Origin of the sequence: Microbulbifer sp. THAF38 (assembly GCF_009363535.1) — a bacterium.
In the GTDB taxonomy this organism is placed as follows: Bacteria; Pseudomonadota; Gammaproteobacteria; order Pseudomonadales; family Cellvibrionaceae; genus Microbulbifer.
In genome coordinates this window covers 25916-51685 of record NZ_CP045369.1, presented here as the reverse complement: position 1 = coordinate 51685, position 25770 = coordinate 25916, and the positions used below count along the sequence as shown (strand labels likewise).

Sequence of the window (25770 nt, the reverse complement as noted above, 5' to 3'; positions counted from 1 at the left end):
TTAAGTAACCCTATGAATTACCTACATGTCGAGCAAAAAAATCTGGGAAGAGTCTGGAATCTTGCTTGGCCTATGATCCTCAGCAATATTTCAGTGCCATTATTGGGGGCTGTTGATACCGCCATTCTCGGTCATCTCTCTTCAGCAGAATATCTCTCTGGAGTCGCCATTGGCGCAAGTGTAATGTCGATGCTCCTCTGGGCCTTTGGCTTTCTACGTATGGGCACTACGGGAATTGTGGCCCGCAGTCAGGATGGTGGTATTGAATGGTTATTACGTGCTTTGACATTGGCATTAGCCCTAGGAGTCCTGCTCCAACTGATGGCCTATCCCTTTATAGGTCACATTGTCAACTGGATGAATGCCAGTAGCGATGCCAGCCCTCATGCAACGGCTTATTTACAAATTCGCCTAATCAGTGCTCCAGTAGCTTTGGTGAATTTTGCCTTACTTGGCTTTTTTATTGGCCGGCAGGATAGTCGAGCTCCCTTATATATTTTGCTTGTAGCCAACCTGTTAAATATTGGTTTGGATTTTCTCTTTATTCTAGGTTTTGGACTTGGAGCGAAAGGCGCAGCGATAGCCACGGTCTGTGCAGATTTCTTTGCACTCGTGATGGGTTTATTCCTACTAACTCGCGTGAATAACACGATTTGGCAGGACATTGTCACTCACATACGCGCCCCACATTTTCAGCCATGGGTGGATTGGAAGCCATGGCTCGAGTTGCTTCATATCAATACCGATTTATTTATTCGCACTTGCTTACTGCTATTGACCCTAACGTTCTTTACTGCCCAGGGGGCCGCACAAGGGGACTCTGTGCTGGCCGCAAATGCCATATTATTGCAACTGCTGATGATGACCTCTTATGCATTGGATGGCTTTGCCCATGCCACCGAAGCATTAGTGGGTGAATCTATAGGGAAAAAATCTAACAAACTATTTCAAGAAACAGTTTATGCAGCCGGAATCTGGGCATTGGGGAGCGCAGCTCTTCTTACCTTATTGTTGATAACAGGCAAGCCTATCATTATCAAACTGTTTACTGATCTTCCTAAGGTTATCTTAGAGATCAATAAAATCTACTGGTGGTTATGCGCCCTGCCACTATTGGCTGTATGGAGCTACCAACTCGATGGTGTATTCATTGGGGCAGGGAAAAGCCGCCAAATGCGCGATACTATGTTTATTGCCACGATACTGATATTTTTTCCCAGTTGGTGGTTGACCCAAGACTGGGGTAACCATGGCATATGGTTCAGCCTATTTTTGTGGATTATTGCACGATCCTTGGGACTTATTTTTTATTATCGCTACTACACTATAAACGATTTCTGGATAACCAAATGATTTATCGCTCACTGTGCAAGAAACTTAGGGAGCACCAAAAATTGTACCCATACCTGTAAGCCTATAAAAGATAGTATCCAGAGACTTCATTGCTGTACTAAGACTTATTAAAAGATATCCAGCTTGGCCTACTATAGGGGAAATACTTTTTATAAATAAACGAAAACCCAGATAAAATCACTATTATCTAACTTTAGGGTCAATTATTGCTAAAAGAGTTTTTAACGTGTTCTCAATAAATCAAAATGATAAATTCCGAAAGATAAAAATAATAATCTCAGGATGGTTGATACTGAGCGGGCATAACAATGTATTAATACCCGCTCACCATTTTTCAGAGCCCCGGACTTGATATCTGCTTCCTAACTAAAATCTGTGTATAGTTGGCAAAAAAAGCATTTTCTCCCTGCAAAATCACTCGATTCAACCCTTCAACCTTACCCCTCAATTCAGGATTATAAAAATATAAGCTTCCACTACGAACCGTGTAGGCCTTAGGATTTTCAGCCATTAACTTATAAAAGGTGGAGAGCCTTTCCAGGTAAACATTCACAGAATTTAGGGAAAAATTACCCTGTTGATAATAGTCCAGAATTTCTGTATTTATTTGCTTTTGAATGAACGCTTTTTCCTCAGCAGAGAAACCATAAGTTTGCACCTGAGTATTGATATCGCTACGTAAATCTTTCAAGTATCTATCTGCAGCCTGTGCAGACTCTCTTAAAGCGCCAATAGTTTTCTTACGTTTTCTAAGTGATTTACGGTTTTTAAAAGTTGCGGCATCTGACATCTCAAATGAAGCGAGATCAGTAAGAGGCCTGAATATTGTGATATGTTGTAAATTGCTATTTCTTGTCAACTTGTCACAAATATCAACAGCATACTTCCACTCTTTGAAGGGTTTTCCATCTAAGATTTTCTGTGGCAATGCCTCAACAGCCTCATTCAGTGCACGCTGTTGTTGTAAATAAAATTCTGGATTTTTCCTCCAGTCATTTGCCTGTAGTTGAAAGAGACTGAGAATTCCCTGGTTAACACAGCTAGCCAGAAGGTGTGAGGTCATCTCCAGCTGTTGTTTTTGAGTTTTTCGATAGTTATTCAAGCCGTACAAGCCAACAACAATTGTGATGGCGAGCACGGCTATAGCTGCAAGTACCTTTTTCACTATTTATTTTTTTTTATTGGTTGAATAAATTTCACCGGCTCTTCACTGGCCTCCTTTCTCTGCCCGGTACTCACTCGGGTTAAAAGTTCAGAGGGCGAGGATTGCAGGCGAATTTCATCTTTAAATCCGCAAGAAACACACTCGCGGTAATTTTTTCCATCTTCCTGATAATTGATTATTCGATCCATCTCACTGCAGCGCGGACAAACCGCGCCAGCAATAAAACGTTTTTTGGGCTTTTTCTGCTGCCCGTCAGAATTTTCCTGATCGACCATGATTACTGCTCAATATGCATGACTTATTGGCCTTTTTAGGCCGGGCTAATATTTAACTCTAGCTGTTCAATACCAGAATGACGCAACAACGCATCAATATCGGGTTCTCTACCGCGGAATTCCACAAACAGCTCAAGAGCATCTCGGCTGCCGCCCTGTTCAAGAATGGAGTGCATAAAGCTTTCCCCGGTGACACTATCGAATATTCCCTTTTCTTCAAATAGGGAAAAGGCGTCAGCCGAGAGTACTTCTGCCCATTTGTAGCTGTAATATCCCGCCGCATAGCCACCAGCAAAAATATGGCTGAAACCATGTTGGAAACGATTTTCCTCTGCTACAGGAACTACCGCTACTTCAGAGCGCACCTCCTTCATCAGCTGCTGGATTTTCTTCGCATCCATTGCTTCTTCACTGCTGTGTAAGCGGAAATCAAATATCGCAAATTCCAGCTGCCGTACAGTGAACATGGCTGACTGGAAATTCTTGGCCGCGAGCATTTTTTCCAATAATTCTGCCGGCAACGCTTCTCCAGTTTGGAAGTGTGCGGATATCATGGCGATCGCCTGCGGCTCCCAGCACCAATTTTCCAGGAATTGACTGGGCATTTCCACCGCATCCCAGGCCACACCATTGATGCCAGAAACCGCCGCTACATCAATTTGGGTCAACATATGATGCAGGCCATGGCCAAACTCATGGAACAATGTGGTGACTTCATAATGCGTCAGCAGTGAAGGCATGTCCCCCGCTGCGGGGCTAAAATTACACACCAGATAGGCGACGGGCAGCTGCAAGCCGTCTTCGCTTTGACGGCGTGTGGTAACGGTATCCATCCAGGCTCCACCGCGCTTCTTCTCCCGCGCAAAAGCATCCAGGTAGAAACCCGCAATGCGCTCACCTCCCCTATACAGCCAGAAGAACTGAACATCTTTATGCCAGGTTTCCACGGTAGTATCTTCCTGCACGGTAACTCCAAAGAGTTTTTCCACTACCGTAAATAGACCTTCGACAACCTTGGCGTAAGGGAAGTATGGACGCAGCTCCTCCTGACTAATCGCGTAACGCTGCTGCTTGAGTTTTTCCGCAACCCAGGCGATATCCCAGGGCTGAAGTTCTTCGAGTTGATATTCCTCGCTGGCAAATTTGCGCAACTCTGCCATTTCGCGTTCGGCGGCAGGTTTAGCTTTCTTCGCCAAGTCATTGAGGAATTCCAATACGCGTTCGCAACTTGGGGCCATTTTACTGGCTAGCGATAACTCAGCGTAATTGGTCATTCCCAGCAGCCAGGCCTGCTCTGCGCGCAGAGCCAGAATGGACTCCATCACTTCTGAGTTGTCGAACTCACCAGCATTGGGTCCAACCTCAGAGGCACGGCTGACAAATGCGGTATGCACCAGCTGACGTAACTCTCGGTTCTCCGCATGAGTCATTACCGCCAGATAGCTCGGTCCCTCCAAGGTGATCACCCAGCCGTTTTTGCCTTTGGCCTTTGCCGCACCTTGCGCAGCCGCTAGAGCCGTTTCCGGCAAACCACTTAAGTCTGCCTCATCCTCGGTATGCCAGCTCCAGGCATTGGTAGCATCCAATACATTATTGGCGAACTGGCTGGTGAGCTCCGACAGGCGCTTGCTGTTCGCGGCAAATTGCTCCCGCGCCTTCCCCTCCAGGCCAACCCCACTCAATTCGAAATCCCGCAAGCCGAGCTCAATAGATTTCTTTCGCGGCTGTGGCCAATTCGCAAATTCAGGCGATGCCGCTAGTTGTTGATATACCTCATACAGCTCGCGGTTTTGCCCCTGCTCAGTCCAATAGGCAGTAACCTGAGCCAGCGCCGCCTCATAGGGCGCTCGCCACTCACCACTCAACACACTGTTGAGGTGGCTGATCGGTGAAAAAGCACGATTGAGCTGATCCTGAACCTGCTCTAGTGGCTTCAGGGTACTCTCCCAATCGGGGTTCTCTAAGCCACTCTGCAACTGCTTGTGACAGTCCTCAATGAGCTTTGCAATGGCGGGCTCCACCTGTTCGGGCTGCAGCTGGTTGAACGGCGGGAGAAGAGGGATATTCAACAGTGGATTGGACATACGGGACCCTGTGCTGGAAAAAGGATACAGCTATGATAGAGGATTCATTGTACAGGAGCTTCTTTATGTCCCCACTGCGCAGCCACAACGATTCTGTGAGCGAGAAAACCCCGCAACTCGGCCAACGCGTTTTTGTTGACCCACAGTCGGTTGTGATCGGTGATGTCACTCTGGGTGATGATTGCTCCATATGGCCCATGGCGGTGGTTCGCGGGGACATGCATCGTATTCAGGTTGGTGCACGCACCAGTGTCCAGGATGGAGCGGTATTGCATATCACCCATGCCGGCCCGTTTAACCCGGAGGGTTGGCCGCTGACGATCGGTGAAGACGTCACGATCGGTCACAAGGCCTGCCTGCATGGCTGCACCATCGGCAACCGGATTTTGATCGGCATAGGCGCCATTGTACTGGATGGTGCAGTGATAGAAGACGAAGTGGTGTTGGCCGCAGGCGCGCTGGTACCTCCAGGCAAAACCCTGGAGAGCGGCTACCTCTATGTGGGCTCTCCCTGCCGCAAGGCACGCCCGCTATCTGACAAGGAGAAGGCGTTTTTCAATTATTCTGCGCAAAACTATGTGAACCTGAAGGATCAATATCTGCGTCAAGATAGTGAATAACTCATCACCGGGCGATTCGACCTCCATGCTCAACCTGAATACCGATCAACTGCATACCTTTGTGCGCGCCTGCGAGCTGGACTCTTTCTCCGCTGTTGCCCGGGAACAGGGGCGCGCCCAGTCCTCGGTGAGTACCTGTATCCAAAATCTTGAGTTGGACCTGGGGCTCGACCTTTTCGATCGCAGCGGAAAATTTCCGCGGCCCACGGCCGCAGCTACGGCCCTATTGCCGCTGGCCCGCCAGGCCTTGGGGCAGCTGCAGCGTTTTCAGCAGGCCGCGGATTCCTATCAAAGCGGCGAAGAAGCCCTACTGCGTATCCTGTTTGAAGAGTTGGTGATGCCCGACCGCCTCAACGATGTGTTGGCAAGCTTCAGCCAGCGTTTCCCCCACACCCAACTCCAGTTGCGCAGTGCCAGTCATCAACAAGCGGTGCAAAGCATCAACAACGGAGAGGCCGATTTTGCGTTTGTGGCAAGCGGGGGCAGCTATCCCGGCGCACTGGAATTCAACACGCTCGGACGCCAACAAATTCTCTGCCTCGCCACACCAGACCATCCATTGGCACGCCTGCAACCCACCTCCCTCCATGAGGCCGCACGCCACCGGCAAATCATCACGGCCATGGCGGAGGACCAGCAGCGCTGGCAGCTTTCAGCACAGGTATGGACCTGCGATTCCCTGCTGCAGGCCCTGGATCTGGCTTGCAAAGGCATCGGTTGGGTCAACGCGCCCTATGAGCTGGCTCGCCCTTTCCTGAAGAGTGGCAAACTGGTGGAGTTGAAACTCACCAGCGCACTGAGTGCCTGGAGCCTGGATGTCGACCTGCTCTGGTCAGCCAAAACTGCCCAGGGAAAAGCCGGCCTTTGGTTTGCTCGGGAAGCTCGGCGCCTGTATGGCAACTATTACAGCCCACCTATCGGTCAAACCGATAGCATCTAATTTTTATCTAACAAATTTCCCGATAAAACTTGGCAGCTGGACCGATGAGGTCCGAATTTCTATCACCGGCTACAGGAGCCACCGAGATGACAGAACAACAGCAGCTAAAAGAAATGGATGCTTTCTCCAAGAAATATCGCTACGACATGGAGTATCTGAAAGAGTTTTTACGCTCATCTCCCGAGGGCTTTGAGAAATTCGCACAGTTCCAGCCCCTATCAATGCACCGGGAGTTCTTATCTTTGGAGGTCTTTTGGGTGAGCAAGCTGGCCGCCATGCAAGTAGCGGACTGCGGTGCATGCCTGCAACTCAATGTGCGAATGGCACTGGAGGCCGATGTCGCAGCGCAACTGGTGAAGGCCTGTATTCAGGGCGGCAGTAATTTACCGGAACACCTCAAGGATATTTTTGACTTTGCCACCGCACTGGCCAGTTACAAAAATATAGATCCACAGTTGGACCAGCGTATCTCTGAGCAGCTGGATAAAAAACAGCGTATCGAGCTGGGCGTCAGTGTCGCTACCGCCTCTGTATATCCCACCATCAAGAGAGCCATGGGCCACACCCAGAGCTGCAGCCTTATCGAAATTGAATTTGAGGCCTGATTGGAGGTACCGCCGCAATCACTCGCGGCGGTATTTATTTACCTTGGTGTACTTTACTTGCCCTGTAGCCGCAGCAGTGCCGATGCGGCGATACCGCCGATAGCGCAAGCGAGCACAATCACTAGCGGAGTCAAGGTTCCCAACACAAAAGCGCCATAGTCGTAGCCACGCTGGGGCAAAAGGTAGAACAGCAGGAAAGCGGCCGGTAACAGTGACAATAGGGCACCGCGCAACAGCCAGGCATTGCGCCAGGGGAGTAAGAACAACAGACCACAGAGCCCGCCCCAAACGATACGCTGGTAGAGATAAGCGTTACTGAGGTGCGGTGCCAAATCGACCCCCAACCAGCGGGTAAACCCGTAGCTGCCCATAGCCCACAGGCCCAAGGCATAACAGAGGCCGCCGAAACAACCCACCGCAAAACACATAGAAAGATTACGCAACCACTCGCGCACAGCCAGTACCCCGTTAATTTTTGTTGTTATGACTTCAGCCAGATAAATCAGGCTGCTAGTGTTCGCCGCAACTGCGCCAACACCGGCTCTACACGGGGCTTCACCCCGCGCCATAAATAAAAGGCCTCCGCCGCCTGTCCCACCAACATACCGAGACCATCGGCAGCCTCAGCCCCCTGTTCACGGGCCCAGTGTACAAAAGGCGTCGGCCTTGCACCGTAGACCATGTCATAAGCCCGGCCAGTACCTGTGAAAAGGTGTTCAGGCAGGGGCGGCAGTCGATTATCGAGGCTCGCCGAACTGGCATTGATTACCAGGTCGAACCCCCCGCAAAGCTCTTCCAACCCGCTTGTCGTCATAGCGCCATAGTGGGAAAACTCATCTGCCAGCTGACTGGCCTTAGCGGCAGTGCGGTTGGCAATATGCAGCTGTGCGGGGCGCTCAGCCAGCAGTGGCAGTAAAACTCCACGAGCGGCGCCACCGGCGCCCAGGAGTAATACCCGCTTGTCCTCAATTAACCAGCCCAGGTTGTCGCGGATATCCGCCACCAAGCCGGCGCCATCGGTATTGTCACCCAGCAGGTTTCCATTCTCGTCGGACACCAGGGTATTCACCGCACCGGCGGCGGCCGCGCGCTCGGTAAGTTCATCCGCCAGCTCGCAAGCTTCAAGCTTAAACGGCACCGTTACATTGAGACCGCGACCACCCTCAGTAAAAAAGGCCTGCACGGTGTCGGCAAAACCCTCGAGAGGGGCGAGCAGTTTTTCGTACACCAGATCTTCCCCGGTCTGAGCGGCAAAGGCGGTGTGGATTTGTGGGGAGAGGGAGTGGTCGATGGGATTGCCTACCACTCCGTAGCGGTCGCTCACGACTGGGCCCTCTTGCGCGCCCTGACCGCTTCGCGAATCTTGGCACTTTCATCGACGATCACCAAAGCGTCGACTCTAAGGCCCTGTTCAGTATCCGTCAGCAGGTAACGGGTGTGGGAGCTGTAAAGCTCGACTGCCTTGTCGCTTTCCTTGCAGCGATGTAGCAGGGTCCAACGCACACTGGCGAGGCTACTGTAATCGTTCAATTCGATAATCTCGGTCACCGTACCGAGAATCTGGCACACCTCAAGGCGCCTGTAGGCGTTGAGCAACTTTTCGACCTGCTGCACGAATGCGCCGCGATCCACCGTCAGTTTGTTGCCATCTTCGCGGTAATAATGCAGAGGGAAGCGGTAATAATCGGCTATCTGCTGCGCATCACCCGTTTCGAAGTGGCGCCTGTAATCCAGGAATAGTGAGTTGATAGCTTCCAATCGCGTTTGTTGCACAGCAAACCTCCGTAGTGCCTTATCCGGGTTATACCCAGTCCCTATGCGGCAGAAAATCCGTGTAGAGCTTTTCTTCAGCGGAACCCGGTTCCGGCTGCCAGTCGTACTTCCAACTCACTAGCGAGGGCAATGACATAAGGATAGATTCGGTACGCCCACCGCTCTGCAGACCAAATAAAGTGCCGCGATCGAACACCAGGTTGAACTCCACATAACGGCCGCGGCGGTACAGCTGGAAATCCCGCTCGCGTTCACCGTAAGGCGTATCCTTGCGCTTTTGAATAATGGGCAGGTAAGCCTCCAGATAACTGTCGCCCACGGCGCGAATGAGGGCGAAGGCATTCTCGAAACCGCCCTCATTAAAGTCATCAAAGAAAAGACCACCCACTCCGCGGGCCTCATCGCGGTGCTTGAGGTAAAAATACTTGTCACACCACTGTTTGAAGCGTGGGTATACCTCTTCACCAAAAGGGTCACAGGCATTTTTGGCGGTACTGTGCCAATGCACCACATCCTCTTCGAAACCGTAGTAAGGAGTGAGGTCGTAGCCCCCTCCAAACCACCAAATCGGCTCCGCGCCAGGCTTTTTGGCTACGAACAGACGCACGTTGGCATGGCTGGTGGGCACATAGGGATTGCGCGGGTGGATCACTAGAGAGACGCCCATCGCCTCAAAGGAGCAGCCGGCCAACTCGGGGCGACTGGCGGTGGCAGAGGGTGGCAGGCCGTCACCATAGACGTGAGAGAAATTAACCCCGCCTTTCTCAATCAGGTTCCCCTCTTCCAGCACACGGGTTCGACCACCACCGCCACCGGGCCTCTCCCAGTCGTCCTCGTGAAACTCCCGGCCGTCCTCACTACCCAGCGCGCTGCAAATACGATCTTGTAGATCCAGCAGGTAGCCCTTTACTTCCTTGGTATCAATATCACTCATGGGGAATCACTAACTCATTTATAGAAATCAACCACCCGCGCGCAACAGCTCTCCGCTGAGTAGGTCGCGAATCTCACTGGGGGAGTTTCGGCCACCAGTTGCACCGCCACCCACATAGTCGAGGGCATCGCCAAAATAGCGGAGTACCTGGTACTTATGCCTTGCGGGTTGGCACCCCGCCGGATTGGCAGAGGTGGATACGATAGCACCGCCAAAAGCCCGTGTTAACGCAGCGGTAAAAGAGTGGTCGGTGTGGCGCAGAGCCACCGCGGGATGAGCGCCACAGACCCAGTAGGGTACGCGGCCTTTATGGGGTACCAGCCAGGTCACGGGGCCGGGCCAGGTTTCCCGCATCTGCTGGCGCTGTTCGGCGCTGAGAGAGTCGAGCAACGGGCTAAAACTTTCCTCCTCACCGGAAACCAGGATCAAACCTTTCTCCAGTGGGCGGTTTTTCAGGCGCAATAGGCGCCTAACGGCCTGCAAGTTATTTGGATCGCAGGCGAGGCCCCACACAGACTCGGTGGGGTGCGCGATAACACCACCCGCCGCAAGGGCGCGGGCAGCCTTTTGTACAGCAAGGGGAGAGTACCTCATGACAGTATCGCTGCTAGTTGGCGTTGCAATGTTGAATATGGCATTTATCCAGCACAGCGAAGGTGGTTTCCACCACTGGCAAATCGAAACCGGACCCCATCAGGATCGCTACAAAAGGCTTGCTCATTTCAACTCTCTCAACTGTCAAAGTGGGGACAAGCGCCAAAATCTAGCGGATTGCGCAACCGCGCACAAGGTGTTGCCGAACGTCTCCCCCGGAGCAGTCGCTTATCCACGGCCCCCCTGTATCAAGTCACCAGCGCTGAAACTTTAGTTAGACTCACAATGCGGCCTTAACGCCTGCAGCGTAATCCGGGTCCACCTTGTGAAACTCAGCCAACTGCCGCTGCACTATCTCATCCGGAACCCCGGCCATGGCTCTGGCAATATTGCCAAAGAGGCGCTGCTTTTCGCCGTCATCGAAAAGATTGAAGAGGGCGCGGACCTGGCTGTAGTCATCGTTACCCTCGCGGTGATCGTAGCGATCAGCGGTGCCAGAAAGTGCCAGTGGTGGTTCCTTGGCGCTGGAGTCTTCCTGGGGACCATTGAAACTGTTGGGTTCGTAATAGGCGTCGGGATTGCCGCTGCGAATTCCCGTGGCATTCATCTCGCCATCGCGATAGTAGTTATGTACCGGGCACTGGGGTGCATTGACCGGTAGATTCTCATAGTGGGTGCCGAGGCGATGGCGGTGGGCATCGGCATAGGAAAAAATTCGCGCCTGCAGCATTTTGTCCGGGGAGAAACTAATGCCCGGCACAATGTTTGAGGGGGAGAAAGCGGCCTGCTCCAACTCGGCAAAGTAATCATCGGGATTGCGATTTAACTCCATCTCGCCAACTTCGATCATCGGGTAATCCCCGTGGGGCCACACTTTAGTCAGATCGAAGGGGTTGTAAGGTGTCTTGGCCGCTTCGGCCTCCGGCATGATTTGTACCTGCAGGCTCCACTTGGGGTAGTCACCCTTCTCAATCGCGCCAAACAAAGCTTCCTGATAGCTCTCACGGGTGCGACCAACCACCTCCTCCGCTTCGGCATCGGTATGAAACTTGTGCCCCTGGCGGGTCTTGAAATGAAACTTCACCCAGAAACGTTCGCCGGCACTGTTCCACAGAGAGTAGGTATGGGAACCGTAACCGTTCATATGCATGGGTGAAATCGGCAGGCCGCGGTCGGAGAAGAGGATCGTAACCTGGTGCAGACTTTCCGGAGACAGCGACCAGAAATCCCACATGGCGGTGGGGGAGCGCAGGTGGCTGCGGGGGTGACGTTTTTGCGTGTGGATAAAGTCGGGAAACTTGTAGGGGTCGCGTACGAAAAAGACCGGGGTGTTGTTACCCACCAGGTCCCAGTTGCCCTCCTCGGTATAGAATTTCAGGGCAAAGCCACGCACATCGCGCTCCGCATCCGCCGCTCCCAACTCCCCGGCCACCGTAGAGAAACGGCCAATCATGGGTGTTTCTGCGCCTTTCTGCAGCACCTTGGCACAGGTGTACTTGCCGATATCCCCGGTGATACGCAGTGTGCCGTAAGCCCCCCAACCCTTGGCATGTACAGTGCGTTCGGGAATCCGCTCGCGATTCTGATGGCCGAGCTTTTCAAGCAGCTGGTAATCCTGAATTAATAGCGGCCCGCGCGGACCCGCGGTCAGACTATTTTGATTGTCCGGAACGGGTGCGCCGGCATCGGTGGTGAGTTTGGGTTTATCCGCCATGACCTGCCTCCTGTTTTAGAATCCACTGAGTATTAACGCTGGGCTAACAGTTCGCGAACCATCCGGCGGCTGCAGCCTCAAGGATGATTTAGGTGGTTACGCCCTCTCTCTGACGACAGCAACCTGCGCCCCGAGCTGTCAGCTGGTAACCACCTGGCAACTGCTCCAACAATCCCTCCAATTCCATTTGCAGCAACAGCGCCATCAATTCACCGGCGGACTCCCCGGTATCCACTGCAAGCTGTTCAATACTGCGGGGACCGCCCTGCAGGGCTAACAGCAATTGCAGCTGGTGATCGTCCAGCGCTACTTCTAGCTCTACTTCGGTTGCGATTTCATTCTTTACTGGCGCAGACAACAGGCCACCCAGCTGCCCTGCGATGTCTGCGCTTGTCTCCACCAGTGTCGCCCCTTCCCTAATCAAGTGATGGCAGCCTCTGGCCATCGGGTTGTGAATAGAGCCGGGTATGGCAAAGACCTCGCGATTTTGCTCCAACGCCAGGCGCGCGGTAATCAGGGAACCGGATCGCACAGCGGCCTCTACCAGCAGTACACCCATAGAGAGCCCGCTGATTATCCGATTGCGACGTGGGAAGTTTTTCGCCTCGGCACCGCTGCCGAGCGGCAACTCACTGACAATGGCGCCGCCAGCGACAAGGATTTCTTCGGCCAGGGCGCGGTTTTGGCGGGGATAGACGGAGTCGACGCCACTGCCCAGCACCGCAATCGTGACCCCCTCTCCTCGCAATGCGCCCTGGTGCGCTGCCGCATCCACTCCCAGTGCCAGCCCTGAGGTGATAGCAAAACCGGAGCCGGCCAGCTCCATGGCAAAGCTGCGGGCATTATCCAGCCCGGCGGTGGTGGCACGGCGCGCACCGACAATAGCGATCTGGGGTAAAGAGAGAGCGGCGCGGGCACCGCGCAAATACAGTAATGGTGGGGGTCGGGAGATTTCCGCGAGCAAAGCCGGGTAATCCGTATCACCGTGGTGCACCAGATGCACCCCGGTTTGCGCACAGCGGGCTCGCTCGGCTGCCACCCACTCCAACAATTCGCTCGGGCCGCCAAGACGGCAACACTCACGCCATTGGGTTTGCGCCCGTGGCGGCAGTTTACTCAATAGGGTTGGGGGAAATTCTAGTAGCGCCCGATCGGGGCTACCGAAATGCTCTAGCAGCTGCCAGTAACGTGCAGGGCCCAATCCCTCAAGGCGCAGTAAAGCCATACTGGCGGTCAACGCATCCATGCAGCTCACCGTATTGTCTGTTTTGCAGGAAAGTGGTTATTCGGTGGTGCGGCACTCCAAACAGCAAGAGTCACCGCACTCTCTATGGACTGGTTATGGATTGCGCACCGAGTCCATTACCGCCAGGGGGCGGTCCGCTTCGAGTATCAGCGCCAGGCTCATCTTCTCAAAGGTGCGGAAAACCATCATCTCGCCAGCGCGCTCATCCGGAAGCTTTACGCTGTCTCCGGCAATACGATCACGAACCATAGATCCGCGCTTATACACCGCCATCACATTGCCAGGCACTATGCCATCTCGCTCACCCAGGTTGAGGATGACTACGTCAAACTTGCCGATCTGGGTCACGCCCTCATCGACACCCACAATCAAGCCATTCACCGTCACGGCGGGAGCGCTGGGGTGAAAGAGTGCATCGATGGATCGCTCTTCCACCGGCATCAAATGGTCCTCAAGGCGGATCTCGCGGGCGGTGCTGGCTACGCCCAGAGTAGCGACGGAGAATCCAGGGCGGTTATCCGGGTCCAGCTGTAGCAAATCCACTTCACCAATGCCCAACGCTTGGCGACCCAGAGTCTCATTGCTGACGGGGTCTACGTAAACAGGCCCCGGACGGTAAAGACCGTAGGAAGCCAGGGGCACTTCGAAATCACCGCGCGCATAAATGGTATCGCCCGCGCCCATAAGAATGTGGTTATCGGAACCGGAAACGATATAAGGCGTGCCCTCAAAGGCATCTGGCTCGACGATACGGGTGCGCGACAGGAAGGCATTGATGGCATCCAGGGGAATCGCCGGGATCGCATCCTCTACCGCCTCGCGGCGGATCTGCGGGGTCAGGCGGTTGCCATTTGCACCCGGAGATAGTTGATAGGCGCGCGGTCCGCGCTGTAGCTGCAGTTGCGGCTGGCCATCGACATATACCAGGCGCAGGCTGTCGCCGGGGAAGATCAAATGGGGGTTCTCAACCTGCGGGTTTACTTGCCAGATCTCCGGCCAGTACCAGGGCTGTACCAGAAATTCACTGGAGATATCCCAGAGGGTATCGCCCTTTTGCACGACATAGGCATCCGGGTGGCTGGGGTTCAGGCGCACCTGATCCTGCGCTTGGGTGCCAAGGGCGACCGCCAACATCGAGACGGCGGCCAGGATTATTTTTTTCATGGAAGCATTCCTATGCTCTTTATCGCTATAATTCTCAGCGCCGGGCCACCCTTCACAGGAAATGTGGCCGGCCCCGGGCGCGCAGCGCCAGCGAAAATCGGGGTCCACTCGGTAAATATTGAGCGCGATCATAATGTTATCAGCGCACGTTCAACGAATACTAGAAGTTTGTCACAGGTGTTATGGCTAAACTCGAGATACTGGAATTTCCCGATCCGCGCCTGCGTGAGATCGCCAAACCCGTCGCAAAAGTCACCGACGAGCACCGCCAGCTGCTAGAAGACATGTTCGAAACCATGTACGCGGCACCTGGCATAGGCCTCGCTGCGACTCAGGTCAATGTCCATGAGCGTATCGTGGTGGTGGATATCTCTGAGGACAGCAGCGAGCCGCTGGCCTTTATCAACCCGGAAATCGAGGTGTTAGAAGAAGAGATCCATCAGTACGATGAGGGCTGCCTGTCGGTACCCGGTTTCTACGAGACGGTGGAGCGCCCGCGCAGGGTGCGCGTCAAGGCGCTGGACCGCAACGGCGAACCTTTTGCCATAGAGGCTGAGGGGCTGCTGGCAGTGTGCATCCAGCATGAAGTCGATCACCTGGATGGCAAGCTGTTCGTGGATTACATCTCCCCACTCAAGCGCAACCGCATTCGCTCCAAGCTGGAAAAGTCCCAGCGCCGACGCGCCTGATATATAAGAACTGGCCGCCGGCTGGCCCGGCGCCATCTCCACCCCTCGATCTGAGAATCCGCCAGTGAACATCATCTTTGCCGGCACGCCGGACTTTGCCGCCGTGCACCTGCAGGCGCTGCTCGACAGCAACCACAATGTCATCGCCGTTTACACCCAACCGGACAGGCCGGCGGGGCGTGGCAAAAAACTGCTGGCCAGCCCGGTCAAGCAGCTGGCGCTCTCCCACGGTATCCCCGTATACCAGCCTCAGAGCCTGCGCGACCAGGCTGCCCAGGAAGAGCTGGCGGCACTTGGCGCCGACATTATGGTGGTGGTGGCCTACGGCCTGATCCTGCCGCAGGCGGTACTGGACACCCCGCGACTGGGTTGCGTCAACGTACACGCCTCCCTGCTGCCGCGCTGGCGCGGTGCCGCTCCCATTCAGCGCGCCGTCGAAGCGGGTGACAGCCAGAGCGGTGTGGCGATTATGCAAATGGAAGCCGGACTGGATACGGGCCCGGTGCTGGTGGAGCGCCGCTGCGATATCACTGCGAAAGATACCGGCGGCAGCCTGCACGACAAGCTCGCCGAACTCGGTGGGCCGGCCCTGACCGAAGCACTGTCGCAGCTGGCCTCAGGCACTGCCAAGCCAGAAGCCCAGGATGATACAAAGGCCAACTACGCCAATAAAATCACTAAAGAGGAAGCGCGCATCGACTGGCAGCGCCCGGCGCAGGAACTTCAGCGCCAGATCCGCGCCTTCAATCCCTTCCCGGTATGCTGGACCACCTTTAACGACAGCAAAGGCGAGCAGCGCCTGCGCATTTACAGCGCCAGCCTGGAGCGAGGCTGCCACAGCGATACACCCGGCACCATTTTGGCCTGCGACGATGAAGGCATCCTGGTGGCCTGTGGTCGCGAAGCCCTGCGCCTGCAAGTACTACAGTTGCCCGGTAAAAAAGCGCTGCCGGCCGCGGAAATTTTGAAAGGCCACCGGGCGCTCTTTGCCCCTGGCACACAATTGGGATCATTATGAGTAGAGATGTACGCGCCGAAGCAGCCCGAGTAGTGGCCGCGCTGCTGGAATCGCAAGGTTCACTGGCACGCCTGTTACCTAAAGCCGAGGACAAGGTTGAGGAGCGCGACCGCGCCCTGCTGCGCGAACTCTGTTACGGCTGTGCCCGCACCGCACCGCGCCTGCAATTGATCGCAGCCAAGTTGCTGCGCAAAACACCCAGCGATAGCCTGGTGAGCGCACTGATCCTGCTGGGGCTCTATCAGCTGGAATATACCCGCATCCCCGATCACGCAGCCATCTCTGCCACAGTCAATGCCGCCCGCAGTCTCAAGCTGGATCGCGCCACCGGCCTGATCAATGGCGTGCTGCGCAATGCCCTGCGCGATCGCGAGCGTCTGCAGAGAAAATTGTCCGGCAACCCACAGTTCAGCTCGGTACACCCGGCCTGGCTACAACAGGCGATCAAAGCCGCCTGGCCAACCCAGGCATCTGAAATTTTCCGCGCCAACAATACCAACCCGCCCATGACCCTGAGGGTCAATAGCGCGCGTATCTCCCGCGAAGATTACCTGCAGCAGCTCGACGAAACTGGGCTGTCCGCCGAGGCCTGTGCCCTCTCACCCGTGGGTATCACCCTGCTCGAAGCGGTGCCAGTGGGGATTCTGCCCGGTTTTGCCGAGGGCCTGGTGAGCGTGCAGGATGAATCCGCCCAGCTGGCGGCACAGCTGCTGGCACCCAGTGAAAGCGAGCGGGTGCTGGATGCCTGCGCCGCGCCTGGCGGTAAGAGTTGCCATCTGCTGGAACAGCAGCCCGCGATTGAATTGAGTGCCCTCGATATCGAGGAGGAGCGCCTCGACCGGGTACAGGAAAACCTCGAGCGCTGCGGCCTGTCCGCACAATTAATCTGCGCCGATGCGGCCGCGGCAGATTCCTGGTGGGACGGACAACAATACGACCGTATCCTGCTCGACGCGCCCTGCTCCGCCACTGGAGTCATCCGCCGCAACCCGGATATCAAACTGTTGCGCCGCGCGGAGGATATCGCCGAGCTGGCCAAGCTGCAGGCAGAAATTCTGCGCGCCACCTGGGCACTGCTCAAGACCGGCGGCAGTCTGCTTTACGCCACCTGCTCGGTACTGCCGGCCGAAAATAGCGAAGTTGTCGCCGCCTTCATTGCGGAGACTGAGGATGCGAGCGACAATACTCCGGAACTGCTGCACGGTAAGTCCTGGGGTGAAAAGCAGGTTGCGGGAATGCAACTGTTACCCCAAAACGGTGGCGGCGACGGTTTCTACTACGCTCTGCTCAGCAAAGCCGAATAACAGCAGCGCTAGCCGCGGGTCTCTTCCGATATGAAAATTGTCATTCTCGGCGCCGGCCAGGTGGGCGGCTCACTGGCGGAGGCCCTGGCCTCGGAGCGCAATGATATTGTGCTGGTGGACAGCGACGAAAAAACCCTGCGGGAATTGCGCGACCGCATCGATATCGGCGTGGTCAACGGCCACGCCTCTCACCCCGATGTGCTGATGGATGCCGGCATCGAGGATGCCGATATTCTGGTGGCGGTGACCAACAATGATGAAACCAATATGGCGGCCTGCCAGATTGCCCACTCATTGTTCCGTGTGCCCACCAAGATCGCGCGTGTGCGCGCCTCCTCCTATCTGCAGTATCCCCAGTTATTCGACAACCAAGCCATTCCCATCGACGTGCTGATCAGCCCCGAGCAGTTGGTCTCCGAATATATTGCACGCCTGATGGAGCATCCCGGTGCGTTGCAGGTATTGGATTTCGCCAGTGGCCGCGTGCAGTTGGTGACGGTACTGGCCGTTCAGGGCGGCCCTTTGGTGGGACACCAGCTGCGTTATCTGCGCGAACACATGCCCAAGGTGGATACCCGCGTGGCGGCCATTTACCGGCGCAATCGGCCAATTATTCCCCAGGGGGATACGGTGATTGAGGCCGGCGACGAAGTATTTTTTATCGCCGCACGCGCCGATATCCGCGCGGTTATGAGCGAGCTGCGCCGTCTGGAACACGGTTATAAACGTGTAGTCATTGCCGGAGGCGGCAATATCGGCCTGCGCCTCGCCACTAAATTAGAGAACCGCTACTCGGTCAAGATTATTGAGCGCAGCCACGAGCGCTGTGTGTTTTTATCCGAGGAGCTGTCCCACACCATTATCCTGCACGGCAGCGCCTCAGATCAGGAGCTGTTGCTGGAGGAAAATATCGAGGACACCGATGTTTTCCTCGCCCTCACCAACGATGACGAAGCTAACATCATGTCATCGCTGCTGGCCAAGCGCCTGGGCGCGCGCAAGGTGATGACCCTGATTAACAACCGCGCCTACGTGGACCTGGTGCAGGGCGGTGAAATCGATATTGCCATTTCACCCCAGCAAAATACCATCGGCAGCCTGCTTACCCACGTGCGCCGCGGTGATATGGTCAACGTGCACTCCCTGCGCCGCGGCGCTGCCGAGGCAATCGAGGTAGTCGCCCACGGTGATGAACGCACCTCTAAGGTGGTGGGAAAGAAAATCGAGGATATCGATTTACCCGAGGGTGCCTCCATCGGCGCCATAGTGCGCGAAACCGTCAACGGCAGCGAAGTGTTGATGGCGCACGATGATGTGATTGTACAGAGTGACGATCACGTGATTGTATTCCTGGTGGATCGCCGCCAGACGCGCCATGTGGAACAGTTGTTCCAGGTTGGTTTCGGCTTTTTCTAGCCCGCTTTTTTTATTGAGAAGTCCGGCGATCACAAGCTCCGCCGTCCATATAAAGTAACAACAGATAACAGGCTGACAGGCGCCAATGCGAATTGCGGTAATTGCGCGAGTTTTCGGAATTCTCCTTACGGTGTTCAGCTTAACCCTGCTGCCACCCATCGTCGTGTCCCTGTGGTATGAAGACCATACCCACAACGCCTTTATTATCGCCTTTGTCATTACCCTGGTGACTGGCCTGTTTATGTGGTTGCCGGTACACGACCTGCGCCAGGATTTGCGCACTCGCGACGGATTTGTGGTGACCTCACTCTTCTGGTTGATCCTCGGCAGCTTCGGCTCACTGCCGTTTATTATCAGCCCACAGCCCGATCTGAGTATTACCGATTCCATTTTTGAGTCTATTTCCGGGCTAACGACCACCGGTGCCACCGTGATCACCGGCCTCGACTCCCTGCCCCCGGCGATTCTCTATTACCGCCAGCAATTGCAGTGGTTTGGCGGTATCGGCGTAATTGTGATCGCGCTGGCGATCCTGCCCATGCTCGGCATCGGCGGTATGCAGCTGTACAAGGCGGAAATACCCGGCCCGGTGAAAGATACCAAGCTGACGCCGCGTATCGCGGAGACGGCGCGGGCGTTGATCGTGATTTATGTGATCCTGACGATTTTGTGCGGCATCGGTTACTGGTGGGCGGGCATGACTGTATTTGATGCCGTGGGCCACGCCTTCTCCACCGTCGCCAACGGCGGCTTTTCCACCCATGATGCCAGTATGGGTTTCTACGCCCACAACCGGGCCATTATGGTGATCTGCATCATTTTCATGTTCACCGCGGCGATTAACTTCGGTTTGCACTTTTATGCTTTCCGCAACAAAACCCTCAAACACTACTGGCGCGACTCCGAATTTCGCTTCTATGTCATGCTGATATTGGGCGCCGGTCTACTGATCAGCTGTTACCTGTGGATTCTGAATATTTTCTCTCCGGGCAACAGCTTGTTGCACGGCTTCTTCCAGGTAGTTTCCATCAGCACCACCGCCGGCTTCGCCTCGGAGAATTTTTCCGCCTGGCCGGTATTTTTACCCTATGCCCTATTGCTGCTGGGAATTCTCGGCGCCTGCGCCGGCTCCACTTCGGGGGGCATCAAGGCGGTGCGCGGTATGCTGATTATGAAATCCGGTATGCGCGAATTGAATCGCCTGGTGCATGCCAATGCGGTGATTCCCATCAAACTCAATCGCAAGATTGTACCGGACCGGGTCACCGATGCCGTGTGGGGCTTTTTTGCAGTTTATGTTCTGTCATTTTTCATTCTCGCCATTATCGTGATTGCCACTGGCGAAGACTTCGTCACTTCTGTCACAACAGTCGCCTCCTGCCTGAGTAATATCGGCCCCGCCCTCGGTGAGGCGTCATCCCACTATGGTTCAGTCAACGAGGTCGCCAAGTGGTTTCTGATCCTCGCCATGCTGATGGGACGCCTGGAAATTTTCACCCTGCTGGTGCTGTTAACCCCCGCCTTCTGGCGCCATTAATTAAGCGCCAGAAGGCGGGCGAGATCGAATAGCAATATTTTTTAGTTTCTGCCACAGTTGTTCTTTACAGGAAGTAATGAATAAGAACAGGGTTGTATGAGTAGAAACACCAGTGAGCTGCTTGGTCAACTGAAAATTGACCGGGATACAGCGCCCGATGATTTACCTTCATCGTCCCGAAAAACCCTGTTGGCGGCTTCCAGCGGCGCAGTCGCCGGCCTGCTGGTTGGTTTTTTTGGCGCCTCTCTCTTGGCCGAAGATCCACCCGCAAGCCCCAGCCCAATCCCAGCCTCTACCAGCACACACACTAAAGCATCTGTACCTACCAGCAGCGCGCGCCTGGAAACGGTATTGAATGCCTCTGGATATATCACCGCACGACGCATGGCCACGGTGTCTGCGGAAGTGATGGGGCTGATCAGCAGCGTGGATGTCGAGGAGGGTATGCAGGTACAGGAAGGCCAGGTGCTAGCTCGTCTCGACGACGTCAAGGCGCGCGTCAGCCTGGCATTTGCCCGCGCGCAGATTCAGGTACTGCAGGCCCAGGAAGCCAGCATTGTCGCCAAATTAAAAGAGGCCGAGCGCCAATATCGGCGTTTCGCCGGATTGCGCGAAAAAAATTATTCCAGCAAGGCCCAATTGACCCAGAGTGAGGCCACAGTCGAAGGTTTGAAGGCGGACTTAAACAGCGCCCGGGCAAATATCGAGGTGGCTAAGCTGGAAGCCGAGCGACAGCGTGAGCGCCTGGAGGATCACACCATACGCGCCCCCTTTGGCGGGATCGTCACACAAAAAAATGCCCAGCCCGGTGAAATTGTCGCCCCCAGCTCCGCCGGTGGCGGTTTCACTCGCACCGGTATCTGTACCATCGTAGACATGGACTCCCTGGAGATTGAGGTGGATGTTAACGAGGCCTTTATCGGCCGCATCTCAACCGGACAAAAGGTCAATGCGAACTTAGACGCCTATCCCGAGTGGGATATTCCCGCCACGGTAGTGGCGATTATTCCGACCGCCGATCGCGCCAAGGCGACAGTGCGCGTACGTATCGGCATCGATCAAAAGGACTCCCGCATCCTGCCGGATATGGGGGTGAAGGTTGGCTTTCTTGCCGCGGAGGAAGTGGCGCTTTAACGGCACAGACTACGGCTCTAATTATTCATTTAAAAAAGGAAATTGCAGATGTCTGAAGATGTGTTGTTTCAGTTAAATAGTGTCGGTAAAAGTTTTGTCAAAGGTAAAGAGAAAATCTCTATTTTTGACGACCTCAATATGAGTATTGAGCGCGGAGATTTTGTCGCCATTATGGGACCATCCGGCTCCGGTAAAACCACCCTGTTGAACATGCTCGGTGGGGTCGATCAGCCCACCAGCGGGGAAATTTGGTTTGATGGCACCCGTATAGATTCCCTCAGTGAGAGCGCTCTGACCCGCTGGCGCGCGCAGAATATTGGATTTATTTTTCAGTTCTACAATCTGATGCCGATGCTCAACGCACAGCGCAATGTGGAACTTCCGCTACTGCTAACCAAACTCTCCAAGACGCAGCGCCGAAAAAATGTGGAAACCGCCCTCGCCCTGGTGGGCCTGAGCGATCGCGCCAAACATATGTCCAGTGAAATGTCCGGCGGTCAGCAGCAGCGGGTGGCCATCGCCCGCGCGATTGTCTCCGATCCAAAACTCATTCTGTGTGACGAGCCCACCGGCGACCTGGACCGCGCCACCGCCGATGAAATCCTGGAGATGCTGCAACTACTCAACCGCGATCACGGCAAGACCATCGTCATGGTCACCCATGATCCGGCCGCGGCCAAATACGCCAAGCGCACCCTGCATCTCGATAAGGGGCAATTTGTGCAGAGGGAAATTGTGGCATGAACGATCTCTATTTAATTTATAAAAACATGACGAGGAAACCTCTGCGGTTATTCCTCACTTGTTTTGCTATTTTTATCGCCTTTTTAATTTTTGGAGCTGTTACCAGTTTAAAAACCGCGCTCAATTCTAGTGTGGAATTATCTGCTGATAACCGTTTGGTGGTTTTTAACCGAATCAATTTCACCCAATCGCTGCCCATCTCATATTTCCAAAAAGTCGCTGCGGTGGAAGGGGTAAAAGACGTCACCCACCTGAATTGGTTTGGGGGTTATTTCCAAGAGCAGAGCCGGCAAATTGTATCGCTAGCGGTGGATCCAGAATCCTATCTGCGCGTTTACGAAGAAATAGTGATTCCGGAAGAGCAAAAACAGGCTTGGTTTAACAATCGCCAAGGCGCGCTGGTGGGTGAAAAACTCGCGCAGATTTATGGATGGAAAGTGGGGGATAGAATTCCCATTTCCTCAAATATTTTTACTCACAAAGACGGTGGTTACACCTGGGAATTTGTCGTTTCCGGTATTTTTAAAGGGGATACCGAGCAGTACGATACCCGCCAGATGTTATTCCATTATAAATACTTTATGGAAACCCAGACATTCGGCAATGACTGGATCGGCTGGATGGCACTCACTACGGACGATCCCTCTCTCAATGAAAAAGTGGCAAAAACTATCGATGACAGTTTTGCCAATTCACAAAGTGAAACGGATACCAGCACGGAAAAATCCTTTAATAAAGCCTTTATCGAGCAAATCGGTAATATCGGCCTGATTATTTTCTCGGTCGTTTTTACTGCGTTTTTCACCATTCTGATTGTGGTCGGCAACACCATGGCCCTGGCGATTCGCGAGCGTACCGGCGAGATCGCGGTGCTCAAAACGTTAGGATTTTCCAGCGCGCGTATTTTTCGCATGGTGCTTTCGGAATCCCTGTTGATCTCCTTTATCGGCGGTCTCTCTGGACTCGCCGCGGCCTGGCTTTTAGTTGAAGGGGTCAAAACCTTTCTCGCCCGTTTCCTGCCCAACTTGATTCTCGATGGCGACATCGCCCTGCAGGCACTGTTTTTTATGTTGTTGCTGGGAATTATTACCGGTCTGCTACCGGCCTTTAACGCGCTGCGACTGAATATTGTCTCGGCATTTAATCGTCAGCCTTAAATACATTGTATCGAGCCTCTCACTACAGAAAGCGCCCGATTGATAAAGCCCAACCGGAGGAAAGCCAATGGGCTCTCTAATTGCACAAATAATTTCAGTGACCTTAATGAACCTGGGCAGCCTGCGCCGGCGTCTGTGGATGTCTCTGGCGATGGTACTGGCCTCGGCGGTGGTGGTGGCGATTCTGCTGGCTTTTCTCGCCATGGCCAAAGGCTTCGAGGAAACCATGCGCGGTGCCGGCTCCAGCCAGATAGCCATCCTGATGCGCGAGGGCTCCTCCACCGAACTCAACTCAGTGATCCTGCAGGACCAGGTCAACCTGGTTAGCGAGTCCGCGGGAGTCGCCCGCGATGCCAATGGTCCACTGGTTTCGCCGGAACTGTATGTCATTGTGGATGGCATCAAAAGGTCCAGCGGCACCGAGGCCAATATCCCCCTGCGCGGCCTCAACGAAACCGGCATGGCCATGCGCACGAATATGCGCTTAACGGAAGGCCGTATGTTTGTCCCTGGAACTAATGAAATGATTGTCGGTGAGGGGGTTCTGCGAGAGTTCAGTGGCTTTGATATTGGCAGCGAGGTGCGCTTTGGCAAAAACCTGTGGAAAGTGGTCGGGGTTTTTTCCACAGGGGGCAATATTTTCGAGAGTGAGCTGTGGGCAGATATCAAAACCATCCAGAGCCATTACAATCGCGGCAGCAGTTACCAGTCGATTCGCCTGCAACTGGACAATGACGGCGGTCTGGCATCGGTTAAGGAAACCATTGCGCGGGAACCGCGCCTGAATCTCGACGCCCAGACCGAGCGGGAGTATTTCGCCAGCCAGGGCAAACAACTGCAATATATCGCCACCTTTGGCTGGATCATCAGTGCGGTGATGGCCCTCGGTGCCCTGGCCGGTGCGCTCAATACCATGTACACCTCAGTGGCGGACCGCGCCAAGGAAATTGCCACCCTGCGCGCCCTCGGCTTTAGCAATTTCTCCGCCTTCTGCGGCACTATCGCCGAGGCCATGGTGCTGGCTGTGGCCGGTGGCCTTTTGGGTTCCCTGGCTGCCTACCTGTTCTTCGACGGCCTGAATACTTCGACACTGGGCGGTAGTTTTACCCAGGTGGTATTTAGTTTTGAGATGTCCCCGGACCTTTTCCTGCAGGGCGCCATATTGGCGCTGGTGATCGGCTTTGTCAGTGGCTTTTTCCCCGCCTGGCGCGCCGCGCGCATGCCGGTAATCGTGGCATTTCGCCACGCGGCATAAAGCTCGTCTCGCTGCCTATTCTTGTTACCGATAGAGAAAGGGGCCCTTCAGGCCCCTATTTTTTTTTGCGGTAGATTTTACTCTTGCCCTCCGGCTGGCGGCGGAAGCGCTTGTACTCCCATTGATACTGTTCCGGCGCCTGGGCAATACAGGCCTCCACACCGCGGTTCATCGCCGCCAGGGATACTTTTTGCTCCTCGCTGTAAATCGCTTTTTCCGCGGGGACAAATACCAGCTCAAAGCCGCCCTCTACACGCTTGCCAAATCCAAAAACCACATGGCAGTTGGTGCGCTGTATCAGGTTGTGCACCAGGGTCATAGTCAGTGCCGGGCGTCCAAAAAACGGGGCGAAGTCACCGCCCATATCCGGTTCCTGGTCGGGCAGAATCAGGGCTAAATTACCGGCCTTCAGAGATTTGAGCAGCGACCGCACGCCGTGCACATTGGTGGGCACCATCTTGCCGCCGGTCACTTCTCGTCCGCTGCGAATCACCGGGTCCAGGGCTTCGATTTTGGGTGGCTGGTAAAGCACAGCACAGGGAGCAAGAGTGCCCACGTACAGTCCAAATATTTCCCAGTTGCCGGTATGTGGCATCAACACGATGGTGCCGCGACCTTCCGCCTCGGCGGCATTGAGCAACTGCTGGTTGCGCACCCGGACAATGGCATTTTCATTTTTGGCCCAGGGCGTATTCCACAGTGAGGCCATCTCAAAACCGGCCATGGCCGTGTTGATCACACTCTCTCTCGCTAGCTTTTCGCGCTGCTTGGGGTCCATCGCCGGATAGCAAAGATTGAGATTGATTCGGCTCAGACGCAGGCCCTCGGAACGCGTCCACACTGCCATTTTGCCGGCAAACCAACCCACTCGCCGCGACCAGTGCAGCGGCAATTTACCGATCATTTTCAGTGCCCCAACAGCAAGGCGCCCCTTAATATCCACTCACTACTTCCTATACAAAAGCCACTCGAAAGTGGCCGTGTTGCCCAAGTATGGCCATTGAAACCTCTTGACGCGGCTATAGCGCTTTAAGCACAGGAGCCGCTGC

Annotated in this window: 26 protein-coding genes; 13 read left to right on the top strand and 13 right to left on the bottom strand. The window is 54.7% G+C overall.

Annotated features, from left to right (window positions below):
* Window positions 1-12 precede the first annotated feature (12 nt).
* A complete protein-coding gene (locus tag FIU95_RS00210) occupies window positions 13-1353 on the top strand; it encodes an MATE family efflux transporter (RefSeq protein ID WP_253868769.1) in 1341 nt (446 codons plus the stop codon).
* A 334-nt stretch (window positions 1354-1687) separates the two neighbouring features.
* On the opposite strand, the gene FIU95_RS00205 is transcribed toward FIU95_RS00210, so the two are convergent.
* Genes FIU95_RS00205 through FIU95_RS00195 form a run of 3 tightly spaced genes read right to left on the bottom strand, consistent with a single transcriptional unit; the run spans window position 1688 to window position 4877 of the window.
* On the bottom strand, window positions 1688-2518 hold the full coding sequence (locus FIU95_RS00205) for a hypothetical protein (RefSeq protein ID WP_152450354.1): 831 nt from the start codon (window positions 2516-2518) through the stop codon (window positions 1688-1690).
* The gene (locus FIU95_RS00200) at window positions 2518-2793 is read right to left on the bottom strand and encodes a YheV family putative zinc ribbon protein (protein WP_152450352.1); all 276 of its coding nucleotides are present in this window, start codon (window positions 2791-2793) and stop codon (window positions 2518-2520) included. Before FIU95_RS00200 ends, FIU95_RS00205 begins: the two co-directional genes overlap by 1 nt.
* A 35-nt stretch (window positions 2794-2828) precedes the next feature.
* On the bottom strand, window positions 2829-4877 hold the full coding sequence (locus FIU95_RS00195) for a M3 family metallopeptidase (protein WP_152450350.1): 2049 nt from the start codon (window positions 4875-4877) through the stop codon (window positions 2829-2831).
* 65 nt (window positions 4878-4942) lie between these two features.
* On the opposite strand from FIU95_RS00195, the gene FIU95_RS00190 reads away from it, so the two are divergent.
* From FIU95_RS00190 to FIU95_RS00180, 3 genes are all read left to right on the top strand, one after another.
* Window positions 4943-5497 carry a gamma carbonic anhydrase family protein gene (locus FIU95_RS00190; RefSeq protein WP_152450348.1) on the top strand — a complete coding sequence of 185 codons (555 nt, stop codon included), beginning with the start codon at window positions 4943-4945 and terminating at the stop codon, window positions 5495-5497.
* Window positions 5490-6437, top strand: a complete 948-nt coding sequence (locus FIU95_RS00185; protein WP_152450346.1) for a LysR family transcriptional regulator — start codon at window positions 5490-5492, stop codon at window positions 6435-6437. The genes FIU95_RS00190 and FIU95_RS00185 overlap by 8 nt, the downstream gene beginning before the upstream one ends.
* An 86-nt stretch (window positions 6438-6523) precedes the next feature.
* Complete coding sequence (locus tag FIU95_RS00180) at window positions 6524-7042, top strand: hypothetical protein (RefSeq protein WP_152450344.1); 519 nt, start codon at window positions 6524-6526, stop codon at window positions 7040-7042.
* 53 nt (window positions 7043-7095) lie between these two features.
* Here the strand turns inward: FIU95_RS00180 and FIU95_RS00175 are convergent, their stop codons facing one another.
* From FIU95_RS00175 to FIU95_RS00135, 9 genes are all read right to left on the bottom strand, one after another.
* Window positions 7096-7497 carry a hypothetical protein gene (locus FIU95_RS00175; RefSeq protein ID WP_152450342.1) on the bottom strand — a complete coding sequence of 134 codons (402 nt, stop codon included), beginning with the start codon at window positions 7495-7497 and terminating at the stop codon, window positions 7096-7098.
* A gap of 47 nt (window positions 7498-7544) precedes the next feature.
* The gene (gene aroE / locus FIU95_RS00170; RefSeq protein WP_152450340.1) at window positions 7545-8366 is read right to left on the bottom strand and encodes a shikimate dehydrogenase; all 822 of its coding nucleotides are present in this window, start codon (window positions 8364-8366) and stop codon (window positions 7545-7547) included.
* A complete protein-coding gene (locus FIU95_RS00165) occupies window positions 8363-8815 on the bottom strand; it encodes a hypothetical protein (protein WP_152450338.1) in 453 nt (150 codons plus the stop codon). Before FIU95_RS00165 ends, aroE begins: the two co-directional genes overlap by 4 nt.
* Before the next feature lie 28 nt (window positions 8816-8843).
* Window positions 8844-9749 (bottom strand): oxygen-dependent coproporphyrinogen oxidase, encoded by a 906-nt coding sequence (gene hemF / locus FIU95_RS00160; RefSeq protein WP_152450336.1) that lies wholly within the window; start codon window positions 9747-9749, stop codon window positions 8844-8846.
* Window positions 9750-9776: 27 nt separating this feature from the next.
* Window positions 9777-10343: an L-threonylcarbamoyladenylate synthase gene (locus FIU95_RS00155; RefSeq protein ID WP_152450334.1), complete on the bottom strand. Its 567-nt coding sequence runs from the start codon at window positions 10341-10343 to the stop codon at window positions 9777-9779.
* 13 nt (window positions 10344-10356) lie between these two features.
* On the bottom strand, window positions 10357-10470 hold the full coding sequence (locus tag FIU95_RS00150; protein WP_253868767.1) for an AIR carboxylase family protein: 114 nt from the start codon (window positions 10468-10470) through the stop codon (window positions 10357-10359).
* A 153-nt stretch (window positions 10471-10623) separates the two neighbouring features.
* Window positions 10624-12057 (bottom strand): catalase, encoded by a 1434-nt coding sequence (locus FIU95_RS00145; RefSeq protein WP_152450332.1) that lies wholly within the window; start codon window positions 12055-12057, stop codon window positions 10624-10626.
* Between the two features lie 88 nt (window positions 12058-12145).
* Entirely contained in the window at window positions 12146-13303 is a 1158-nt protein-coding gene (gene dprA / locus FIU95_RS00140; protein ID WP_152450330.1) for a DNA-processing protein DprA, read from the bottom strand.
* A gap of 93 nt (window positions 13304-13396) precedes the next feature.
* Window positions 13397-14467 carry a LysM peptidoglycan-binding domain-containing protein gene (locus FIU95_RS00135; protein WP_152450328.1) on the bottom strand — a complete coding sequence of 357 codons (1071 nt, stop codon included), beginning with the start codon at window positions 14465-14467 and terminating at the stop codon, window positions 13397-13399.
* A gap of 182 nt (window positions 14468-14649) precedes the next feature.
* Here FIU95_RS00135 and def point away from each other — a divergent pair, with 182 nt between their 5' ends.
* The 9 genes from def (at window position 14650) to FIU95_RS00090 (ending at window position 24721) form a co-directional block, all read left to right on the top strand.
* Complete coding sequence (gene def / locus FIU95_RS00130; RefSeq protein WP_152450326.1) at window positions 14650-15156, top strand: peptide deformylase; 507 nt, start codon at window positions 14650-14652, stop codon at window positions 15154-15156.
* Between the two features lie 64 nt (window positions 15157-15220).
* Window positions 15221-16174: a methionyl-tRNA formyltransferase gene (gene fmt, locus FIU95_RS00125; RefSeq protein WP_152450324.1), complete on the top strand. Its 954-nt coding sequence runs from the start codon at window positions 15221-15223 to the stop codon at window positions 16172-16174.
* Complete coding sequence (gene rsmB / locus FIU95_RS00120) at window positions 16171-17478, top strand: 16S rRNA (cytosine(967)-C(5))-methyltransferase RsmB (RefSeq protein WP_152450322.1); 1308 nt, start codon at window positions 16171-16173, stop codon at window positions 17476-17478. The genes fmt and rsmB overlap by 4 nt, the downstream gene beginning before the upstream one ends.
* A 30-nt stretch (window positions 17479-17508) precedes the next feature.
* The gene (gene trkA / locus FIU95_RS00115) at window positions 17509-18894 is read left to right on the top strand and encodes a Trk system potassium transporter TrkA (protein WP_152450320.1); all 1386 of its coding nucleotides are present in this window, start codon (window positions 17509-17511) and stop codon (window positions 18892-18894) included.
* 85 nt (window positions 18895-18979) lie between these two features.
* Entirely contained in the window at window positions 18980-20431 is a 1452-nt protein-coding gene (locus FIU95_RS00110; RefSeq protein WP_152450318.1) for a TrkH family potassium uptake protein, read from the top strand.
* Window positions 20432-20527: 96 nt separating this feature from the next.
* On the top strand, window positions 20528-21565 hold the full coding sequence (locus FIU95_RS00105; RefSeq protein ID WP_152450316.1) for an efflux RND transporter periplasmic adaptor subunit: 1038 nt from the start codon (window positions 20528-20530) through the stop codon (window positions 21563-21565).
* 48 nt (window positions 21566-21613) lie between these two features.
* The gene (locus tag FIU95_RS00100; RefSeq protein ID WP_152450314.1) at window positions 21614-22309 is read left to right on the top strand and encodes an ABC transporter ATP-binding protein; all 696 of its coding nucleotides are present in this window, start codon (window positions 21614-21616) and stop codon (window positions 22307-22309) included.
* Window positions 22306-23466, top strand: coding sequence for an ABC transporter permease (locus FIU95_RS00095; RefSeq protein ID WP_152450312.1), 1161 nt, complete (start codon window positions 22306-22308; stop codon window positions 23464-23466). Before FIU95_RS00100 ends, FIU95_RS00095 begins: the two co-directional genes overlap by 4 nt.
* Window positions 23467-23533: 67 nt before the next feature.
* Complete coding sequence (locus tag FIU95_RS00090) at window positions 23534-24721, top strand: FtsX-like permease family protein (RefSeq protein ID WP_152450310.1); 1188 nt, start codon at window positions 23534-23536, stop codon at window positions 24719-24721.
* Window positions 24722-24776: 55 nt separating this feature from the next.
* Here FIU95_RS00090 and FIU95_RS00085 read toward each other — a convergent pair whose 3' ends face one another.
* Window positions 24777-25664 (bottom strand): lysophospholipid acyltransferase family protein, encoded by an 888-nt coding sequence (locus FIU95_RS00085; protein ID WP_152450308.1) that lies wholly within the window; start codon window positions 25662-25664, stop codon window positions 24777-24779.
* Window positions 25665-25770 lie beyond the last annotated feature (106 nt).

What these genes read in the sequence shown, in the direction of transcription:
- FIU95_RS00210 (WP_253868769.1), top strand. Translation starts at nt 13, where the DNA reads ATGAATTACCTACATGTCGAGCAAAAAAATCTGGGAAGAGTCTGGAAT.
- FIU95_RS00200 (WP_152450352.1), bottom strand. Translation starts at nt 2,793, where the DNA reads ATGGTCGATCAGGAAAATTCTGACGGGCAGCAGAAAAAGCCCAAAAAA.
- FIU95_RS00195 (WP_152450350.1), bottom strand. Translation starts at nt 4,877, where the DNA reads ATGTCCAATCCACTGTTGAATATCCCTCTTCTCCCGCCGTTCAACCAG.
- FIU95_RS00190 (WP_152450348.1), top strand. Translation starts at nt 4,943, where the DNA reads ATGTCCCCACTGCGCAGCCACAACGATTCTGTGAGCGAGAAAACCCCG.
- FIU95_RS00180 (WP_152450344.1), top strand. Translation starts at nt 6,524, where the DNA reads ATGACAGAACAACAGCAGCTAAAAGAAATGGATGCTTTCTCCAAGAAA.
- hemF (WP_152450336.1), bottom strand. Translation starts at nt 9,749, where the DNA reads ATGAGTGATATTGATACCAAGGAAGTAAAGGGCTACCTGCTGGATCTA.
- FIU95_RS00155 (WP_152450334.1), bottom strand. Translation starts at nt 10,343, where the DNA reads ATGAGGTACTCTCCCCTTGCTGTACAAAAGGCTGCCCGCGCCCTTGCG.
- FIU95_RS00150 (WP_253868767.1), bottom strand. Translation starts at nt 10,470, where the DNA reads ATGAGCAAGCCTTTTGTAGCGATCCTGATGGGGTCCGGTTTCGATTTG.
- FIU95_RS00145 (WP_152450332.1), bottom strand. Translation starts at nt 12,057, where the DNA reads ATGGCGGATAAACCCAAACTCACCACCGATGCCGGCGCACCCGTTCCG.
- dprA (WP_152450330.1), bottom strand. Translation starts at nt 13,303, where the DNA reads ATGGATGCGTTGACCGCCAGTATGGCTTTACTGCGCCTTGAGGGATTG.
- FIU95_RS00135 (WP_152450328.1), bottom strand. Translation starts at nt 14,467, where the DNA reads ATGAAAAAAATAATCCTGGCCGCCGTCTCGATGTTGGCGGTCGCCCTT.
- def (WP_152450326.1), top strand. Translation starts at nt 14,650, where the DNA reads ATGGCTAAACTCGAGATACTGGAATTTCCCGATCCGCGCCTGCGTGAG.
- rsmB (WP_152450322.1), top strand. Translation starts at nt 16,171, where the DNA reads ATGAGTAGAGATGTACGCGCCGAAGCAGCCCGAGTAGTGGCCGCGCTG.
- trkA (WP_152450320.1), top strand. Translation starts at nt 17,509, where the DNA reads ATGAAAATTGTCATTCTCGGCGCCGGCCAGGTGGGCGGCTCACTGGCG.
- FIU95_RS00110 (WP_152450318.1), top strand. Translation starts at nt 18,980, where the DNA reads ATGCGAATTGCGGTAATTGCGCGAGTTTTCGGAATTCTCCTTACGGTG.
- FIU95_RS00105 (WP_152450316.1), top strand. Translation starts at nt 20,528, where the DNA reads ATGAGTAGAAACACCAGTGAGCTGCTTGGTCAACTGAAAATTGACCGG.
- FIU95_RS00100 (WP_152450314.1), top strand. Translation starts at nt 21,614, where the DNA reads ATGTCTGAAGATGTGTTGTTTCAGTTAAATAGTGTCGGTAAAAGTTTT.
- FIU95_RS00095 (WP_152450312.1), top strand. Translation starts at nt 22,306, where the DNA reads ATGAACGATCTCTATTTAATTTATAAAAACATGACGAGGAAACCTCTG.
- FIU95_RS00090 (WP_152450310.1), top strand. Translation starts at nt 23,534, where the DNA reads ATGGGCTCTCTAATTGCACAAATAATTTCAGTGACCTTAATGAACCTG.